Source organism: Dissulfurispira sp., assembly GCF_036745535.1.
Classification (GTDB): Bacteria; Nitrospirota; Thermodesulfovibrionia; order Thermodesulfovibrionales; family Dissulfurispiraceae; genus Dissulfurispira.
Window position 1 is genome coordinate 66,728 of record NZ_DAIOFX010000002.1, and the last position, 14,965, is coordinate 81,692.

The window sequence follows — 14,965 nt, forward strand, 5'->3', positions numbered from 1 at the left end:
TATTTCCCTCCTTACTGCTGTATATACGGACAGAATGCATACTCATGACAGCTCCAGCAAATATAGTCATTCAGAGGCCTTGCCTTGAAATCTCCTTTCCTCATGTCCTTTACCGCTTCCTCAAGAAACTTCAGAGATGCAATTATGTAATCGTCAATACCCTGTTCCTCATTTTCTTTGCCTTTACCTCTACCTCTACCTTTCTTCGGCGGACACCATTTAATATCGATATCCTTCAGGGAATATATCCCCACCCTGCTAACTGCATACCCCTGATTCTTCATCATGGCGGCATAGAGGAACAACTGGAGATTCTCGTTCCCCTCCAATACCTGTTTGCAGTTAAGGCCCGGCGTTCCTGTTTTATAATCTATTATCTGCACTGCATTATCGATCCTGTCGAACCTGTCCACCTTGCCCTTCAATCTTATCCCCTTTATCGGTTCGCCCGTGATCGTCTTTTCAACCTCTGTGGATATATAACCGTCCTTTCTTATCTCAAGCTCTTTTTCGTAGATATCAGGAAGTATCTCCATGAATGTATCCTTTATTATCCTCTTCCAGTACGCATCGATCCTCCTGTCCTTCACGGATACCTCTATTGCTGCCTCTGCCCTTTTCTTGAGATCTTCAAGATTGTCGAAGGGCTCTTTTACAATCTTCTCCATTATCTTGTGTATTATGCTACCAATTGTGGCTGCCTCAAGCTCGTATTCCTTGACACTCATGGGCTCAAGGTTCAATATCCTCTCTATGAAAAATTTTCTCGGACACATCCTGTATGCATCTATATCTGTGACGCGCAAAAAGGATGAGGCACTCAGGGAAGATGGAATCGCCCCTACTTCAGAAATATAGTTAGAAAACGGCTTGTAGCCTTGCCTTATAAGGTATTCCTCTTTGGAAAAGATGCCGGGGATCCTCTCTTTTGCCTCCTCGCCAAAATATAAAAACGATGAAGGAAGGAACAGATCGTCGCCTTCCATCAACGGATAGGAAAGATGCAGGTTCCTGCACGATTTTATGACATTGTGAAAAGAAAAACGCTGTGTCTCTATGTACTTGTCGAGATGCAAAAATCCGAGCCTTCTTTTAACGCTGTCAGGCAGCAGATAGTCCAGACCCATCCTCCGTGGCATATCTCCATCGGTCAACCCTCCAAAAAAGATATACTCCGGCGACATGCCAGGCATTTCAGAAAAATCCATTACCCTCACGCCTGTGCCTTCTGTTTCCATATGCGTCGAATTAAGGAGATGGTTGAACACATCTATGAATTCATTCAGGGTAATCGGATGAGGATGTAATGCGCTCAAAAAAGACATCTGTTCTATTAATTCCTTGGTTGTCCTGCGCAGATCCCTCGTTTCCGAATCGAGGGTCGATGCCAGAAAACCAAATTCATTCAAAATATCCCGAATCAAATAAACATAGGTCTCGATGCCCGCTCCTTTCCTGACATCTTCAAGGGGCTGGAGCTTGTCGAAAATCCATGCCATATCCTTTTCTATCGTGTCCTTTTCTTTCATAAGGCTCATATCAACATTTTCAGAGCCTCCCTCTATAAAGTTGAGCCACGATTCCTTTCCTGAAACAATCCCTGACTTGAGGGAAAAGGTCGCTACCCATTTCTTGATCCCTTCGGGAATCTTGGTGAAATATGCGGATGACAGGAATTGGGAAAACTTCAGCCTCGGATAGCCATCTGCCACTGACCTTAAAAGGGACAGGAGGTCAAGGAATGGCCTCATCCGTCCAAGTGTTTTGTTCTTAGAGATATCATAGGGAATGCCATAGCGATGGAAGACCCTCTCAACCATGAGGGCATATTTGCTCAGGTCAGGGAATGTAACGATTACCTCTCTTAAATCCCTGAGCTTGCCCGACACATATAATGATTTTATATTCCTTGCTATACCTTCCACCTCTTCTTCCATACACGGATAGGCATAGTAAGCAAAGGAATGGGTGGATGGGTGAATGGGTGAATCGGTAACAAATGTTTCTTCAATTTCGAAATTATCTTTTAAAAAATTTACATACCCTTCCACCAGCCCTCTGAACTGATTACTGTACGGTATCGCAACAAGGGTCTGTTCCGAGGATTGAATAAGCTCCTTCAGTACATTCTTTTCCAAGAGAGTTGGATCGTAAAATCCGTCTAAAATCAGTAACGAGTGATGAGTGACGAGCGATGAGTCTTTCTGACCACTGATCGCTAACCACTGACCGCTATCTTTCATGACATCGTCTTCATCTATAAGCCCGCTTCCCGTTATAAAAGATTGATAATCCTTATATGTCTCGAGTCCTTCATTTATGGTCTCTGCAACGGCTTCAGGTATGTTTAGATCACGAAATACATCCGTGAAGCTATGCTTTATGGCATCCATATCGCAATCGGGATAGAGATGTTTGATGTCGCTTATAAAGTCGGCAATCATTGATGAAAAGCCGAGCCCTCTGCCGCAGAGCCTTGAGAGGATAACCGGAATTAATGACTCATGCAGTATTCTCCTGTCGCCATAGACGGAATAGATTTTTTTGCAGTACTGCATTATGGTGGCCATTTCCGGAGGGATGTAGCAAGAACATGGGGGAACTTCGTTCCCCCACGAGCCCCCTAAATCTTCTTTTATAGCTCTGTGGAATATTCTTTGAGCCTCATGGACTTTTACCGAGGTAGGCGATAAATAAAGTATTTTTGAATAATCAGTACCGTGGATATATTTTAATGCATCTTTAAACAGGAATTCAGCGGTATTTCTGTATCCATTCGGTGTATAGAAGATTTTTACCATAGGTGTGCAACCTCACAATATATTTTACCTGATTTAAGCGATTTTATGCGAGCAGGCACGGCTCAAAGACCCCTCTTTTCGCCGCACCTGCTCGCATATTTCAGAGCAAGAATCACTCAACTTGGGTTATAATTATGGGGTTAACTACTTATTCGGAGGGAGCCATGATCATAGGAAAGCCGTTTTTGACGACCGAGCAGATCCACGAAAAGGTTACTGAACTGGCAGACAGGATATCCCGTGACTACATCGGTAAAGAGATCCTTGCAGTGGGCATCTTAAAAGGCTCATTCATGTTTTTTGCAGACATCGTACGGGCACTCAAGATTCCGGTTACGCTGGATTTCATTGTAGCATCGAGCTATTTAAAAAGCACATCCACAGGAGAAGTGAAGATACATTACGACATAAAGGAAGACATTGCAGGAAAGCACGTTCTCCTGATAGACGACATCATCGATACAGGCGTATCACTCAATTATATAAGAGAGAGGATACTCTCAAAAGGCCCTGCAAGCCTTAAGATATGCATACTCCTGGACAAAAAGGAGCGCCGCTCGGTAGATGTTCCTGTCGATTATACAGGATTTGAGATTCCTAACCAGTTCGTAGTGGGCTACGGCCTCGATTATGACAATAAATACAGGAATCTTCCTTATATAGCGATATTCAAGAAAGAAAGGTAAAAGGTTCCCATGTACAAATTAATGATAGAGACATCTTTTGCTTCAGCCCATCAATTAAGGGGCTATAAGGGCAAATGCGAAAACCTGCACGGCCATAACTGGAAGGTACAGGCATATGTGACCGCTGACAAATTAAATGAAATAGATATTGCCATCGATTTCCACGACCTTAAGAAAACAACCAATGAAATCGTTGCCCAGCTTGATCACAAATTCCTTAATGATATATTCCCTTTTACAGAGAAAAATCCATCATCAGAAAACATTGCCAGATGGATATTCGATTCCCTCAAAAAGGGACTGGCATCATACGAAAACATAAAAGTCTCTGCTGTAACGGTATGGGAGTCGGAAACCGCATCTGCAACGTATTATGAGGAATGGGGATGAATACAGCATTTGCAGCAAGACTTGTGAATATTGCGATTGATAAGGGCGCTGATAGAGCAGAGGTCTATGTAAAGACATCAAAGAGCCTCAGCATTGAGGTCAAGGAGCAGAAGATAGATACCCTTGAGTCATCGATGACCATGGGCTATTGCATCAGGGTCATAAAGGATAACCGCCTCGGGTTTTCGTATTCCACAAACCCGGATGAAATGGATACTGTTGCAGAAAATGCGGTAGAGGCATCAAAGTATTCCGAGCCTGACGATTATCTTGAATTGCCTTCAGCCCTTCAGCCTTCAGCAATTAGCCAGCCTTTAATTTTTGACAATGATATAGCCTTACTATTAGAAAGTGGGGCAGAAGATGAGGCAATAAATCGCACACTTCTTATCGAGAGTTCTGCATTTAATGAAGACAATCGTATAAAGAAAATCAGGAAGGCGTCAGGGATCTTCAGCACAAACAATACCTATATCGTAAACTCTCACGGCATAAATGCGCATTATCAATCCACAGGATGTTCGGCTCAATTAATAGCAATCGCAGAGGAAGGCAGCGAAAGCCAGCTTGGATGGGATTATCAGGGAAGCAGGTTTTTAAAGGATGTATCCTTCGAGGAAGTTGGCAGGACTGCGGCACGCAGGGCAGCACAGCTCCTCGGGGCACGGAAGATAAACTCTATTAAGGGCTTTGTCCTTCTGGACAACTCGGTCTCCACAGAGTTCTTGGGCATACTTTCGTCAGCCCTTTCATCCGAATCGGTACAGAAAAAGAAGTCAATGCTTGCAGGCAAAAAGGGTGATGTGGTAATGAGCAACAGGCTCAATATCATAGACAGCGGATTGCTCGATAAAAAACTCGGCAGCAAACCGGTTGATGACGAAGGCGTCCCCACATCTCACAAGATATTAATCGGAAAAGGGATTTTAAATGGATATTTATATGACACTTACACAGCAAAGAAAGATGGCATTGCATCCACAGGAAATGCTGTTCGAGGCGGCTTCACAGGCCTTCCTACGGTAGGCCCCACAAATCTCTATATAGAACCAACATCAGCGGAATATACAAAAAGATTCGAAAATCTCGTAAAAAATATTAACAGAGGCCTCTATGTTATCGAAACAATGGGCATGCACACTGCAAACCCCATTTCAGGGGAATTCTCTGTGGGTGCATCAGGATTATGGATAGAAAATGGAGAGATAAAGCATCCTGTAAAAGAGGCGGTGATTTCAGGCAATATCCTCGACCTGTTTAAAAAGGTGGTCATGGTTGGCGATGATCTGCGATTTTATGGTAATATAGGCGCTTCAAGCCTCTTGATAGAAGAAATCGACATTAGCGGATAAATAAATGGGAGGGTTTTTATGGATTATTTCTTAACTGAAGAGCAGCAGATGATACGAGACCTTGCACGTCAGATCGCAGAGGAAAAGGTCGTGCCTGTCAGGGCCGAGCTCGATGAAAAAAATGAATATCCGTGGGAAATAATAAAGACACTTGCCCAGTCAGACATGATAGGGCTTTTTATACCCGAGGAGTACGGAGGACTCGGCAAGGGATGCCTTGAACTCTGTTTGGTCGTTGAAGAGCTTTCAAGGGCATGTGTAGGCGTATCCACAACATATGCTGCAAATGCCCTCGGCACCTATCCAATACTGCTTTTCGGCACCGATGAGCAGAAGAAGAAATATCTGCCTGACATCGCAGCAGGCAAAAGGCTGGTTGCCTTCGGCCTTACAGAGGCAAACGCCGGAAGCGATGTTGGAGGGATACAGACGACCGCAAAACTCGAAGGGAACGAGTATGTCTTAAACGGCACAAAGCAATGGATTACAAATGGCGGAGAGGCTGAGATATACACCATCATCGCCATAACAGATAAATCAAAGGGGCCGAGGGGCGCATCTGCATTCGTTGTTGAAAAAGGAACACCCGGCTTCACATTCGGGAAGAAAGAGAACAAGATGGGCATAAGGGCATCATCCACAAGGGAATTGATATTCGATAACTGCCGGATTCCAAAAGAAAACATTCTCGGAAGGGAAGGCATGGGATTTATCGTTGCAATGAAGACCCTCGACTCTTCAAGGATAGGCGTTGGTGCACAAGGACTTGGAGTTGCTCAGGGCGCATTTGAAGAGGCTGTAAAATTTGCACGGCAGAGGCACCAGTTCGGCCATCCGATTATAAGTTTTCAGGCAGTACAGCACATGCTTGCAGATATGGCTATCGAGATAGAGGCTGCGCGGTCTCTCATCTATTCTGTCGCAAGGTACGTGGACAGCGGCGCAAAGGACATATCAAAGCCCTCTGCAATGGCAAAGACATTCGGCACAGATGTGGGCATGAAAGTGACTACAAATGCTGTTCAGGTCATGGGCGGTTCGGGATACATGAAGGAATATCCGGTTGAGAAGATGATGAGGGACGCAAAGATACTCCAGATTTACGAGGGCACAAACCAGATACAGAGAAACATCATCGGACAGGAAATAATCAAAGAAGCAGCAAGAAAGAAGTAAATTTTATGCGTGTAACTGATAAGCACAGCTTATCAGTTACACCTGCAAAGAAACATCATCATACCAACCTGCCTTTTAGGCCATATTACCAGCAAATACCAGAAGCATGAAATATTTTTTTCTCTGCTTTTCAAACTTTTTCTTCTCAAACGTCTCAGCATATGCTAATATTTTGGTCATGAAGAGAAAAAATACAAACTTGGTATATTAAATGTTATGCCTATGAAAAAAAATTATAAAAGAGGAGACAGTTATGAAAAAACATTTTATGATATGCGTTGATAATCGCGGTTATGAATCGTCTCTGGAAACAAGAAAACTGTACGAAGTATTGACCGATAAGGTAGCTGAAAAGCATCACCAGATAAGAGTCATCGATGAATCAGGCGAAGATTATTTGTATCCAGAAAATTTCTTTGCTCCCGTACGGTTGCCTCATATCACAAAAGAAAAATTGGAATTAGCGACGGCACAACATTGCACTTCATGGGACAAGAAATAATCTATATCGACAAATAGCTATGCCTTACTAAATTGAGAAGAAACTACACCCTCACCTGCAGATTCATTCCCGTATTCATAATCTTCTGCCATAGCTCCAATGGGGCATTATCAAAAATAATCTCCGCATCGCCATTCATGATATGCCAATCGCCCCTTGTTATTTCATGCTCAAGCTGGCCGGGTGCCCAGCCTGCATAACCGGAGTATATGCGGAATCTCTCTCCTGCATCAGGGTCATTGACAGCACGTTCGAGCAAGGCGCTGCTTGTGCTTATATAGATATTATCGAATACCGGATGGGCATCTTCAGGCTTGCCGGATGTCTGAATGAGCATGAACAACCGGTTTCTTTCCACCGGCCCGCCAATATAAATAAAGTCGGGAATCTCTTTTAGCATGTTAATATCGGGGAACATCTTAGAGAGCCTTATATCTGTAGGCCTGTTGACAATCAAACCCATGGTGCCTTGCGGGCCATAATCAACCAGAAAGATAATAGTTTCGGAAAAACGAGGGTCTTTCATGTTTGTACCGGCTACCAAAAACTTGCCTTTTGCAAGCTCAAAATCAAATTTATAATGTCCTGACGGTGCATCAGGGAGTCCGTGTGGCGATAAGGCTACATATTTACCATGGATAGGAGTGGACAGCAGTATAAAAAAGGCTGCAATGACAGCAGGCAGGAGCCTTTCAAAGATTTTTTCTTTTGCATGCATTAATTGTATTTAATTTATAAATAATTTTTTACCGAAATTGCAATGCCGAGTCCGGCCACTATTGCTATCCATATCAAAAGCAGTGCTATACTTACCTTTCCCCACCTGTTCATTGATGGCGTAGGAACATATTCTCCTGCAGTTTTGCCTGATTTATATGCAACAGAAAGGAGATAGCCTGCTATTACCAAACCGACCACAAATGTGGATAAAAAGAGGAGTGTGCTTCCATAGTCCAGGTTCAGCTTATAATTGAAGATGGAATAATCGAAGCGGCCGAGATACTTCATCCTCAAAGATTCCCTTGTATATGACATCCCCAATATAGTCAGAAATGCAAGAAGAATACCCGGCACTGCATATCTCACAGGGTCTTTTCTTGCAGAATACAGGTAAACCAATAATACAATCCCAAGCCCTGCGCCAATCAGAAAGAATGGATCTAAGAAAAACCTGAACTCAGACGGCAAACTGAGAAGCCACCAGAAGCCTACAGCAGCCTGTATTGCAGTAAAGACAAAGGCCATATTTGCGCCCATCTTTCCGGCCCACTGCAGATATTCCTTGTCCTTATCATTCCTGTCTTTAAAATACCATGCATATAACATGAGGAGTATGCCTGCCATGGCAAAAGACGGGACTATGAAATGGAGAAATCTCGAAAGCTGGAAGGCGTGCAGGGACACGCCAGATGTATCCGCTGTATTCCCTCTTACATACCAATCAAGCCATTTCTCCGGCTGCAGGAGCTGATAACCGAGGGCATGCATAATAACCCCGGCAAATATGAAAAAGGCAAAGGCAATGATTCCGAATATAGCAAAGCTATTACTCTTAGAATCCCTCTTGAGATAAAAGACATAGGTAAGGCTGTATGCAGTCATCAATATCAGGATAAATCCGATCACCCATGCAGCAGAGAGGGTATTGGATACATACCAGAAAGGGTCATATATCACCTGAACAAATAGTAGAGGCGCCACACCTAAAAGAATTGCCATTGAAATACTCGATGTGGCTGCCCTTGCCATGGATTTGGACAGTTGTCTCCAATACTCCCCGCCTTTTAGATATGCGTACACAGAGAGGGAAATCGTACCAATAGCAAAATTTACAAACATGATGTGCAGGGCAAAAGTAATTACCATGAGCACCTGAAATAAAATGGGATAAAAGGGAATGCCCATCGGGTCCTGCAAAGTATTTATCATTGTCCCTACATCCATGCTTAAACCTCCTCCAATCCGCTCAAGTCAGCCATGCTTCTTACCTATTGAATTATTTATTCAGCGAAACAAGATAGGCTGCAAGCGCCTTCTTTTCAGCCGCTGTCCCATAAAATGGCGGCATGTGGAGGTATCCGCCGAGGGCATCCAGAAAGCCCTCTACAACCTCCGCATCTTTAAAACCGAGCCCTTTCATCATCTTGGGCAGGGATCTCAATCCATTTTCATCGAGCACATGGCATGACGAGCACTCAATAATTGCTATCATCTTCCCTGCCTGAAGTTTATTCCCTTCATTTATGTCCCTCAAACCAGACGGTACAAACGGCGCAATCTTAAGAATCCCTCTTTCATTAATCAAATCCGCCTCTGCTTTCACGCCCTTTGATCGGACATCGCTTCCGATTATCTGGTTTGAATACATATAATGGGATATAACATACGGTTTTCTGATAATCTCCCTCATCCTCTCGGCAGACCATATCCCGACAAAAAGAACGGCTATCGCCAAAACTGCAGGAACAATCCTGATGGTAAGGGGTTTTATATGGGCGTATACAAAGTACAATATCATTGCACTAAAAGAAACCACCATCCCTGTCTTGAGTCCTTTTGGAACAATGGAACCGAGCAATCCATGTGCGTTTTCAGGAAGGGCCTTGAGATACCACTGCACTGCTAAAGCGCCGAGGACTAAACCAGCAATGCCCCATCTGGATGCTGTTTTCACAACCAATTTCCTCACATCGTCATTCTTGAGCCTCGCTGAAACAGCTATGGCATAACCGGCCCCGATGCCGAACATTACAGTCGTCCTTACAAAAAGCTGGGACCAGTATGTCTGGTTAAAAAAGCCATCGAAGAAATTACCTGTCTGCGGCCATTTGCCAGGGGAAAGCATGAAAGAAAGGATTCCTGTAATGATAATCATTGTTATCCACGATGCAATTGCAAATATCCATCCTATTTTCAGATGGGTCTTTATATCCACCTTGTTCAGAGTGTAATAATAGACAAATATCCCTACCACCTCGACAATGAAAAAGACCCATTCCGCCGCCCATCCCCATACATAGTTGTGTATCAAACCTGATAGGCCCCTTGGATTTGCTACTGTGGCGGAATACCAGATTCCGACGCCGCTCAAGGAACCGAGGACATAGGCAAACACGAGCAAGAGCAGAGTGTATTTTTTAATGAATTCGAGATATTCGGGCCTGTTTTCCCTGTATGCCTTTGTCTCGACATAGAGATTGAACCACATGGCACTAACAGAGAGATGGGAGGGCAGGATATGGAAGGTTGCGATAATCCCCAGTATAATGCCGGCGCTTAAATTCGGCACTTCCCATATTGGATACATGTTAATCCCCTATCATGTTTTATGGCCCCTTTTTTGCGCTGTATATCGTCATCTTCCAGCATTCTGTACTTCATATCCTCTGCATCTTCGTACTGGCCCTTTTTCACCGACCACATGAAGAGAAGCCATGCGCCTATGCCAAGTGTTATGGATAGAAATACAAGAAAAGAGAGCGTCCACATAAGTCTATTTTTATACCTCCAATGCCTTATTCCTGTTCCTTATTCTCAGTGAATTCCCCACAACAAAGAGGGAGCTTGCCGCCATGGCGCCTGCAGCGATGATGGGATGCAAAACGCCCGAGACTGCAAGGGGGATTGCAATGATGTTATAGAAGAATGCCCAGAATATATTCTGCTTTATAATGGAAAATGTCTTTTTCGACAGGTTCATAAAATAGAGAATAAGTTTCAAATCATTTCTTACCAGCACTGCATCCGCGCTCTCCATTGCTATATCTGTTCCCCTGCCCATGGCAATGCCGACCATCGCCTCTGTTAATGCAGGTGCATCATTGATGCCGTCTCCCACCATCAGTATATTATGCCCCTTGCTCTGCATATCGGTCACCAGCTCTTTCTTTGCAACCGGAGACGCCTCTGATATTGCACGGTCAACACCAACCATTGATGCAATAGAGCCGGTGGTAATCCTGTTGTCGCCGCTTACAATGGATACTGTTGTATTTGCCTTCCTGAGTTCATCCACTACTTCTATGGCCTCATCCCTTATGACATCTGAGATCACAAAGAGCGCTCTCACCCTTTTGTCCCATCCCATATAAATGACTGTATCACAATTCTTTTCAAATTGCAAGGAAACGTCCATCAAAAATGTATTGAATCACTGGAGCAACCGCTTTCATCCATCAATCCCATGCTTCCAATAAATACTTTTTTGCTGCCGATCGTCCCTTCGACTCCCTTCCCGGGAATTGCCTTGAACTCCGATACATCGAAGAGGTTTAGGCCCTTTGCAGATTCTGTGATTGCATGGCCTATACTGTGTTCTGATAGCCTCTCTATGGAAGCAGCGAGGGAAAGTATATATTCCCTATCAACATCCCGATCAAAAACTATCGTCTCCTTAAGCACAGGCCTTCCCAGTGTTATTGTACCTGTTTTGTCGAAGATGACATGATCTGCTCTGCCTGCATTCTCTATAACCTCTCCTCCCCTGGCGAGTATTCCCTTTGGTGATGCCATGCTCGTAAAAATGAGAATGGCAATCGGGGTTGCAAGCCCCAGACTGCACGGACATGCGATAACAATGACAGAAATCCCTGTCATTAATGCATACTGTGTGGATGCACCCTTAAGCATATGGGCCGCCACTGTAAGAAATGCAATTATCAATATTACAGGCACAAAAATACCCACAACCCTGTCGGCAATGGTCTGTATCTGTGGCTTTCTTGCCTGTGCATCCTCCACTGCCTTTATAATATTTGAAAGCACAGTCTCTTTGCCTGTCTTCGTCACCCTGAAAACGAGCGTACCGTAAAGGTTCATGCTGCCGCCGATTACCTCATGACCTGCCCTTTTATGGATAGGCTTTGACTCTCCGGTAATAATGGATTCATCAACTTCCGATTCTCCATCAACAACAGTGCCGTCAAGGGGGATCCTTTCTCCTGGTATGACCTGAATAAGCTCGCCCTTTTTAATTGAAGATATAGGGACAATCTTTATTTCCTGACCGCTGATTGCTGACTGCTGATTGCCGACTAATCTTGCCTCTTTGGGGCTTAATTCCGAAAGCCTCTCGATAGTCTCTGACGCCTTGCCCTTTGCAGTGGTCTCCATGTATCTGCCTAAAAGTATAAGGGTTATTATCATGGCGGATGTATCGAAGTAAACCTTGCCCCCTATGAACATCTGGTATATGCTGTAAATAAATGCAGAACCCGCGCCTATGGTTATGAGTGAATCCATATTGAAATTGAGATGGCGTAAGCCTTTAAAGGTATTTCTGATAAATGGCATCCCTGAGTAGAAAATAACAGGTATAGTAAGAAGCATTGCTATGATCTCGAAGATGAGCTTTGTCTTTGTATCTATTCCCTGAAAATATCCTGCATAAAGGGCGGTGGTGTAAATCATTAACTGTGATGACAAAAACCCGGCAGTGCCGAATCTGACGAGGAGGTCCCTTGCCTCTGCCTTCTGTCTCCTGAATTGTTCCGATTCCGAATAAGGCCTCGGATTGTAGCCGATGGATATTATCCTTTTAAGAATCCTGTCCAATCCGATAACCTCGGGATTCCATCTTATCCTTGCCCTGTGGGTTGCGTAGTTTACCCGTGCATACTCAATGCCCTCTGTCCTGCTCAGTATCTTCTCATTGAGCCACACGCATGATGCGCATCGTATGCCCTCAATAAAGATATCTACCTCTTTCTGACTGCTGACTTTAACATCCCTCACATGCCCTGCAAAGGGCTTGATGTCTATTTCTCTCTTCAGAGCCGAAGATCGAATCCCTGCATCTTTCCATGTCCGGTCTTCATAAAACCGGTCAAGGCCTTCTTCATGGATCAGTTTATATATGCCCCTGCAGCCGTTGCAGCAGAAGACCTTCTTCTCGCCGTCTATTTCATCATATATGGCTTCTTTTTCAGGGAATTCAAGAAGACAGTGGTCGCATTTAAGCATTGATACCTCTAATTTTTCACCTCAAATACATAACTTGCATGCGTTGTCTTTTTTGAAGGGTGCACGATGATAACATCAGCCTTCCATATCCTCTTTCCGCTTGGACATCTCGCAATGACGCCCTTGCCTTCATATCTGCCCTTTTCTTTATGCATGAGGAGAATCCTGTTGTCTCCCATAAACATCCCTGGCATTGTCAGGTAAATCTCCACGCTGGCATCCTGAACAGGTTTATCTTTCTCTCTAAGAGTTACACCAAAAAGGATCTCGGACATAGATTTTACAGGCTTTGGATTGCAGTCGAATACCACGCCGATATTATCTTCTGCTATTATCTTAGAGCAATGGCCTGCATGAATGTCACAGTCTGTTTTAGCCCCCTTCGCTCTGCTTCATGCAGGCTGGCAGCGCAACGACAAAAAGTAGAAATAGTAATAGGAACGATCTCATATTTTTTCATCATCGTCAAACATCTTGTACTTAGGCTTTTCTATCTTTTCCTTTTTCTTGGGATTGTAGTAATAAATAACAACCACTATAAAAACCATAAAGAGTGCGACTGTAAAACCGAAATAAATCCACCCGCTCCACTGCATTGCATCTACCTCCTCATTGTTGGCCCATGCGGGGCAGGCATCGGCTTAGCCTGCCCCGCATATCTTACTGTTTAATCAATCGAACTTCAGCTTTAATGGCGCTGAGTTATAGCTGTTGTGCTTTGTTGAGTTATTAAAAACTGCAATGCCGAGGTTGTAGTCCCTCCTTGCGTCGAACTGTACATCGTTCTCCTTATCACCGCTCTTGAGCTTTCTCTGGAGCATAACCGTCCATCTGCCGTTTGCCCATTTTGCATTTGCCTTTATATCAGCCATGCTTCCGGAAAATTTCGAGAGTATCCATGATGGAACCACATCGCCGTCCTTGAACTTGCTGTAGTCCTTTATCTCTACGGTCTCTCCGTCCACCAGAAAGCCAGAGACTGTCGGCTTCTTGGCAGGGTCCTGCATATACTTTGGTTTTTTCTTGTCAGATGTCTCGTTCTTCTTTGCCTTGCCTGTTCCTGCATCGGATTTCCTTGAATCATCGTCCACATAACCATCCTCTGCATGTCCCAATGGATTGCTTGTGTATGCCCTCCATACCCACATATCTCCGCGCTCAGTAGCTGTTTCGGTATGATACTTCCAGTCATCATGATTTTTTGCATCTGAATGGCATACGACTGCGCATCCCTTTGTGGCAAAGTTCTTTATTCTCTTGATCTCCCAGTTGATGGCAACCTTGTCCTCATCACTTTTCTGTCTGTCCCATTTGCCTTTGGAGAACTTCCATGCCTCCTTTGTCATGCCCTGTTCGCTGTCGGGCCAGGAGAGAAGGACGCTGATATTGCCTCCCTTTGTATACACTGCCTTAACCTTGACCTCGAGTTTCTTTTTCTCAAAAGGACCGCCAGATGCACCTTCGTTGATAATTGTGGTCTCCTTTGCAGAAGCCTATTCAGGGCTGTTGATGTCTGTGGGATCCTTCGACACCTTCTTTGCGGTGATAACTGTCTCACCCGATGCAGCAAATACGCTAACTGCAAATGTTACAAGCAGCAAACCAACCAGAAAAACTAACCTCTTCATGATATTTGAACCTCCTTAAGACTGATATTAATATTTTATGACCCATGGTCACTCTTTTTATGCCAGTACCCCTAAAACCGTAAACAGTATGGTCAATAACACACCACCTCCCATCAAAGACATTGCCAGTTTTCTCTTCTTCGGATGCATCTCCGGGTTTTTATCCACAAACGGCAATATCAGCAAAAATACAAATGTCAGTATCGGGCCGATAACCGTGGGAATGACCTCAAGGCTCGACGGGAATACCTTCAGCAGATAGAACGGCGCCATGAAATACCACTCCGGTCTCGGCTTGAAAGAGGAATCGGAGGGGTCTGCAGGGTCTCCCACCTTCATAGGCATTAACAGAGCCATTGCGACCACAATAATGACCATGATGAGGGCAGCTACTGCTTCCCTGAACAAAAAGTTTGGATAAAAGACTATTTGTTTTTTGTTTGTATTTTCTGCCATCTTAACCACCTTT

Annotated in this window: 17 protein-coding genes; 5 read left to right on the forward strand and 12 right to left on the reverse strand. The window is 44.2% G+C overall.

Features of this window, described 5'->3' with window-relative positions; translation table 11 throughout:
* Window positions 1-11: 11 nt before the first annotated feature.
* Entirely contained in the window at window positions 12-2,801 is a 2,790-nt protein-coding gene (locus tag V7L97_RS01125) for a PD-(D/E)XK nuclease family protein (RefSeq protein WP_333652498.1), read from the reverse strand.
* Window positions 2,802-2,965: 164 nt separating this feature from the next.
* Here V7L97_RS01125 and hpt point away from each other — a divergent pair, with 164 nt between their 5' ends.
* The 5 genes from hpt (at window position 2,966) to V7L97_RS01150 (ending at window position 6,907) form a co-directional block, all read left to right on the forward strand.
* Window positions 2,966-3,487, forward strand: a complete 522-nt coding sequence (hpt, locus tag V7L97_RS01130; protein WP_333652501.1) for a hypoxanthine phosphoribosyltransferase — start codon at window positions 2,966-2,968, stop codon at window positions 3,485-3,487.
* Window positions 3,488-3,496: 9 nt separating this feature from the next.
* Window positions 3,497-3,877, forward strand: a complete 381-nt coding sequence (gene queD / locus V7L97_RS01135) for a 6-carboxytetrahydropterin synthase QueD (RefSeq protein WP_333652503.1) — start codon at window positions 3,497-3,499, stop codon at window positions 3,875-3,877.
* A complete protein-coding gene (locus V7L97_RS01140) occupies window positions 3,874-5,229 on the forward strand; it encodes a TldD/PmbA family protein (RefSeq protein WP_333652505.1) in 1,356 nt (451 codons plus the stop codon). The genes queD and V7L97_RS01140 overlap by 4 nt, the downstream gene beginning before the upstream one ends.
* An 18-nt stretch (window positions 5,230-5,247) precedes the next feature.
* A complete protein-coding gene (locus tag V7L97_RS01145; protein ID WP_333652507.1) occupies window positions 5,248-6,405 on the forward strand; it encodes an acyl-CoA dehydrogenase family protein in 1,158 nt (385 codons plus the stop codon).
* A 253-nt stretch (window positions 6,406-6,658) separates the two neighbouring features.
* Window positions 6,659-6,907 carry a hypothetical protein gene (locus V7L97_RS01150; protein WP_333652510.1) on the forward strand — a complete coding sequence of 83 codons (249 nt, stop codon included), beginning with the start codon at window positions 6,659-6,661 and terminating at the stop codon, window positions 6,905-6,907.
* Between the two features lie 43 nt (window positions 6,908-6,950).
* On the opposite strand, the gene V7L97_RS01155 is transcribed toward V7L97_RS01150, so the two are convergent.
* The 11 genes from V7L97_RS01155 to V7L97_RS01205 all read right to left on the reverse strand — a co-directional run bounded on the left by V7L97_RS01155 (window position 6,951) and on the right by V7L97_RS01205 (window position 14,952).
* Window positions 6,951-7,625, reverse strand: a complete 675-nt coding sequence (locus tag V7L97_RS01155; RefSeq protein WP_333652512.1) for a YqgE/AlgH family protein — start codon at window positions 7,623-7,625, stop codon at window positions 6,951-6,953.
* A gap of 14 nt (window positions 7,626-7,639) precedes the next feature.
* Entirely contained in the window at window positions 7,640-8,851 is a 1,212-nt protein-coding gene (locus V7L97_RS01160; protein ID WP_333652515.1) for a hypothetical protein, read from the reverse strand.
* 52 nt (window positions 8,852-8,903) lie between these two features.
* On the reverse strand, window positions 8,904-10,214 hold the full coding sequence (locus V7L97_RS01165; protein ID WP_333652516.1) for a cytochrome ubiquinol oxidase subunit I: 1,311 nt from the start codon (window positions 10,212-10,214) through the stop codon (window positions 8,904-8,906).
* Window positions 10,184-10,396 carry a cbb3-type cytochrome oxidase assembly protein CcoS gene (ccoS, locus tag V7L97_RS01170; RefSeq protein WP_333652519.1) on the reverse strand — a complete coding sequence of 71 codons (213 nt, stop codon included), beginning with the start codon at window positions 10,394-10,396 and terminating at the stop codon, window positions 10,184-10,186. The genes V7L97_RS01165 and ccoS overlap by 31 nt, the downstream gene beginning before the upstream one ends.
* 10 nt (window positions 10,397-10,406) lie before the next feature.
* Window positions 10,407-10,976, reverse strand: a complete 570-nt coding sequence (locus V7L97_RS01175) for an HAD-IC family P-type ATPase (RefSeq protein ID WP_442891714.1) — start codon at window positions 10,974-10,976, stop codon at window positions 10,407-10,409.
* Between the two features lie 65 nt (window positions 10,977-11,041).
* Entirely contained in the window at window positions 11,042-12,868 is a 1,827-nt protein-coding gene (locus tag V7L97_RS01180; RefSeq protein ID WP_333652521.1) for a heavy metal translocating P-type ATPase, read from the reverse strand.
* 8 nt (window positions 12,869-12,876) lie between these two features.
* Window positions 12,877-13,179, reverse strand: coding sequence for a FixH family protein (locus V7L97_RS01185; protein WP_333652523.1), 303 nt, complete (start codon window positions 13,177-13,179; stop codon window positions 12,877-12,879).
* Between the two features lie 135 nt (window positions 13,180-13,314).
* Window positions 13,315-13,464, reverse strand: a complete 150-nt coding sequence (locus V7L97_RS01190) for a CcoQ/FixQ family Cbb3-type cytochrome c oxidase assembly chaperone (RefSeq protein WP_333652526.1) — start codon at window positions 13,462-13,464, stop codon at window positions 13,315-13,317.
* 75 nt (window positions 13,465-13,539) lie between these two features.
* Window positions 13,540-14,340: an ethylbenzene dehydrogenase-related protein gene (locus V7L97_RS01195; RefSeq protein WP_333652582.1), complete on the reverse strand. Its 801-nt coding sequence runs from the start codon at window positions 14,338-14,340 to the stop codon at window positions 13,540-13,542.
* A 21-nt stretch (window positions 14,341-14,361) separates the two neighbouring features.
* The gene (locus tag V7L97_RS01200; protein WP_333652529.1) at window positions 14,362-14,496 is read right to left on the reverse strand and encodes a hypothetical protein; all 135 of its coding nucleotides are present in this window, start codon (window positions 14,494-14,496) and stop codon (window positions 14,362-14,364) included.
* 57 nt (window positions 14,497-14,553) lie between these two features.
* Window positions 14,554-14,952 (reverse strand): hypothetical protein, encoded by a 399-nt coding sequence (locus tag V7L97_RS01205; RefSeq protein ID WP_333652531.1) that lies wholly within the window; start codon window positions 14,950-14,952, stop codon window positions 14,554-14,556.
* Window positions 14,953-14,965 lie beyond the last annotated feature (13 nt).

What these genes read in the sequence shown, in the direction of transcription:
- V7L97_RS01165 (WP_333652516.1), bottom strand. Translation starts at nt 10,214, where the DNA reads ATGTATCCAATATGGGAAGTGCCGAATTTAAGCGCCGGCATTATACTG.
- V7L97_RS01155 (WP_333652512.1), bottom strand. Translation starts at nt 7,625, where the DNA reads ATGCATGCAAAAGAAAAAATCTTTGAAAGGCTCCTGCCTGCTGTCATT.
- V7L97_RS01190 (WP_333652526.1), bottom strand. Translation starts at nt 13,464, where the DNA reads ATGCAGTGGAGCGGGTGGATTTATTTCGGTTTTACAGTCGCACTCTTT.
- V7L97_RS01150 (WP_333652510.1), top strand. Translation starts at nt 6,659, where the DNA reads ATGAAAAAACATTTTATGATATGCGTTGATAATCGCGGTTATGAATCG.
- hpt (WP_333652501.1), top strand. Translation starts at nt 2,966, where the DNA reads ATGATCATAGGAAAGCCGTTTTTGACGACCGAGCAGATCCACGAAAAG.
- V7L97_RS01160 (WP_333652515.1), bottom strand. Translation starts at nt 8,851, where the DNA reads ATGGATGTAGGGACAATGATAAATACTTTGCAGGACCCGATGGGCATT.
- V7L97_RS01205 (WP_333652531.1), bottom strand. Translation starts at nt 14,952, where the DNA reads ATGGCAGAAAATACAAACAAAAAACAAATAGTCTTTTATCCAAACTTT.
- V7L97_RS01140 (WP_333652505.1), top strand. Translation starts at nt 3,874, where the DNA reads ATGAATACAGCATTTGCAGCAAGACTTGTGAATATTGCGATTGATAAG.
- queD (WP_333652503.1), top strand. Translation starts at nt 3,497, where the DNA reads ATGTACAAATTAATGATAGAGACATCTTTTGCTTCAGCCCATCAATTA.
- V7L97_RS01125 (WP_333652498.1), bottom strand. Translation starts at nt 2,801, where the DNA reads ATGGTAAAAATCTTCTATACACCGAATGGATACAGAAATACCGCTGAA.
- ccoS (WP_333652519.1), bottom strand. Translation starts at nt 10,396, where the DNA reads ATGTGGACGCTCTCTTTTCTTGTATTTCTATCCATAACACTTGGCATA.
- V7L97_RS01180 (WP_333652521.1), bottom strand. Translation starts at nt 12,868, where the DNA reads ATGCTTAAATGCGACCACTGTCTTCTTGAATTCCCTGAAAAAGAAGCC.
- V7L97_RS01200 (WP_333652529.1), bottom strand. Translation starts at nt 14,496, where the DNA reads ATGAAGAGGTTAGTTTTTCTGGTTGGTTTGCTGCTTGTAACATTTGCA.
- V7L97_RS01145 (WP_333652507.1), top strand. Translation starts at nt 5,248, where the DNA reads ATGGATTATTTCTTAACTGAAGAGCAGCAGATGATACGAGACCTTGCA.